The organism is Arthrobacter sp. Dra40 (assembly GCF_059091905.1).
Genome location: NZ_JBNHHB010000428.1, coordinates 1 through 2,111, shown reverse-complemented (window position 1 = coordinate 2,111; position 2,111 = coordinate 1). Strand labels below are relative to the sequence as shown.

At 64.9% G+C, this 2,111-nt stretch carries 3 protein-coding genes; all 3 read right to left on the bottom strand.

Annotation, left to right across the window (positions count from 1 at the left end):
• Nucleotides 1–272: 272 nt before the first annotated feature.
• The 3 genes from AC5RWT_RS36805 to AC5RWT_RS36795 all read right to left on the bottom strand — a co-directional run bounded on the left by AC5RWT_RS36805 (nucleotide 273) and on the right by AC5RWT_RS36795 (nucleotide 2,017).
• Nucleotides 273–776, bottom strand: coding sequence for a bifunctional nuclease family protein (locus AC5RWT_RS36805; RefSeq protein ID WP_494084528.1), 504 nt, complete (start codon nucleotides 774–776; stop codon nucleotides 273–275).
• A gap of 11 nt (nucleotides 777–787) precedes the next feature.
• Nucleotides 788–1,465, bottom strand: coding sequence for a transcriptional regulator FtsR (gene ftsR, locus AC5RWT_RS36800; protein ID WP_494084529.1), 678 nt, complete (start codon nucleotides 1,463–1,465; stop codon nucleotides 788–790).
• Nucleotides 1,466–1,540: 75 nt separating this feature from the next.
• On the bottom strand, nucleotides 1,541–2,017 hold the full coding sequence (locus AC5RWT_RS36795) for an FHA domain-containing protein (protein ID WP_493967318.1): 477 nt from the start codon (nucleotides 2,015–2,017) through the stop codon (nucleotides 1,541–1,543).
• Nucleotides 2,018–2,111 lie beyond the last annotated feature (94 nt).

The window sequence follows — 2,111 nt, the reverse complement described above, 5'->3', positions numbered from 1 at the left end:
GTCGCCTGCATCACCTTTAGGACTCACGTGAACCCTCCTTGTCGAAGTTCCCTGTGGGGAAAGTGAGCATCGCAGTCAGCCCAGAGGTCTGGTCTAAGTCTGCCCTGAGTTGGCCTGCGGTGCAATGGGAACTGTATGCTTCGACGTTAGAACGGCGGGGGCCGCCGGTCAAAGACGCTGGCATATTTGCTGCGGCGTGTCGGCCGCCGGACCTGTGGCCGGGCCGTTCACGCGACGGAGACCGCGGGCGCGGATCCGATCCCGGCGCCCGCCTATTTTTCGAAATCCTCGGGCTCCACATCGGCGAGGAATTCCCTGAACTGGCGCAGCTGGCTTTCGGCGTTTTCCTGCGCCTCACCGTCGGATTCTTCATCGTCGGCCGCTTCGGCAATCTTGACGCCGGCTTCCTCCATCACCTCGTCCGCACAGTAAATGGGGCAGGGCACGCGCAGTGCCACGGCGATGGCGTCGGAGGCCCGGGAGCTGACGGTGGTCCCGCCGTCGAAAACCAGTTCCGCGAAGAACACCGTGTCCTGGACGGTCACCAGGCGGACTTCGGTGATCTGGCGGCCCAGCACCTCCACTACCTCACGCAGCAGATCGTGCGTCATCGGACGCGGCGGCTTGATCCCCTGTTGGGCAAACGCAATCGCGCTGGCCTCCGGGGCGCCTATCCAGATGGGTATGTGTCGTTCGCCGTCGGTCTCTTTGAGCAGCACCAGCGGTTGGTTCGACGGGAGTTCAATGCGGACTCCGACGACCTCAAGTTCGAGCATGGCTCCTCCGTTCAGCGGTCCATTTCCGCCAGGTGCCCATGAACGAGCGCAGTATGCAGGTTCAGGCACAGATCGCTGATTTCCTTGGCGGCTTCCGCGGCACGCGCACGGGAGGCGACGTCGCGGCGGGATGCCAACGAGGCGACGGCCCGCTCCACCAGTCCGACCTCTCGGTCGGCGGCGGCGCGAAACGGCCTCAGGTGCCGCGGCTCAATTCCATGGCTGCCGAGCTGCATGCAGGCCCGGACAACCTTGAGCGCGTGTTCGTCGAAACGGGAGTCCTGCGCCTGTATCAGGCCGTAGGCCAGAAGGTCGTCCACGAGTTCCGCGGAGGCTCCGCTGGCCTGCAGGAGCTGGGCCTGCGTGAGCGCCCGGCCACGTCCGTTGAGTTCTGCTGCCAGCGGGTCCGAGACCATGCGGGGAGCCAGGGTCTTCCCGCCGGGCAGGGCCTCGGGCCGCTCGCCGCGATCGATCGCGTCCAGGTAGTCCTTGATGACTTTTAGCGGCAGGTACTGGTCGCGCTGCAGGGCCAGCACAAAGCGGAGACGTTCAACGTCCTGGCTGGTGTACTTGCGGTAGCCGGCGGGCGTGCGTTGGGGACTGATCAGCCCCTTCTCCTCCAAAAAGCGGATTTTGGAAGCGCTGATCTGCGGAAACTCCTCGGTCAGCTGCTGCAGCACCTCGCCGATATTGAGGACGCTGCTGCGGTACCCCTCCCGGGACGACCCGAGGGTGCGCCGCGCTGGCTGGGACGCGGGCACCGGTTAGCCCTGCCCCTTTGCAGCCGTGCCTGCGTAGAAGGTCAGGCGGAACTTGCCGATCTGCACTTCATTGCCGGTGCGCAGGTGCAGGCTGTCCACACGATCGTTATTGACATAGGTTCCGTTGAGGCTCCCCGAGTCAACCACCATGAAGCCATCGCCGGAGCGGCGGAATTCCACGTGCTTGCGGGACACCGTGACGTCGTCCAGGAAGATATCCGCGTTCGGGTGCCGGCCAGCCGTGGTGACGTCCTGGTCCAGCAGGAACCGGGCACCGGCATTCGGGCCGCCGTGTGCTATCAACAGAGCCGACCCGGCCGGCAGTGCGTTCACCGACGCGGCCTCCTCCGGGGTGAGCATCGGCTTGGAATGGACCAGGGTCTGCGGCGGCAAAAAGATGGAAGTGGTTTCCGCGTTCGCCTCCGGGTTGCGGTCTTCGCCGTTCCCGCCGTTTGTGGCGTTGCGAGCTTCGCCCACCATCAATAGATCCTCCCGTAGAAATGTAGCGGCCAACCGGTCCAGGACCGGTTGGCCGTGGAGTGGCTCCGGTAGCTCTAGCCTACCTGCTGTTCAT

Coding starts and splice junctions, on each gene's coding strand:
- AC5RWT_RS36795 (WP_493967318.1), bottom strand. CDS start 2,017: ATGGTGGGCGAAGCTCGCAACGCCACAAACGGCGGGAACGGCGAAGAC.
- AC5RWT_RS36805 (WP_494084528.1), bottom strand. CDS start 776: ATGCTCGAACTTGAGGTCGTCGGAGTCCGCATTGAACTCCCGTCGAAC.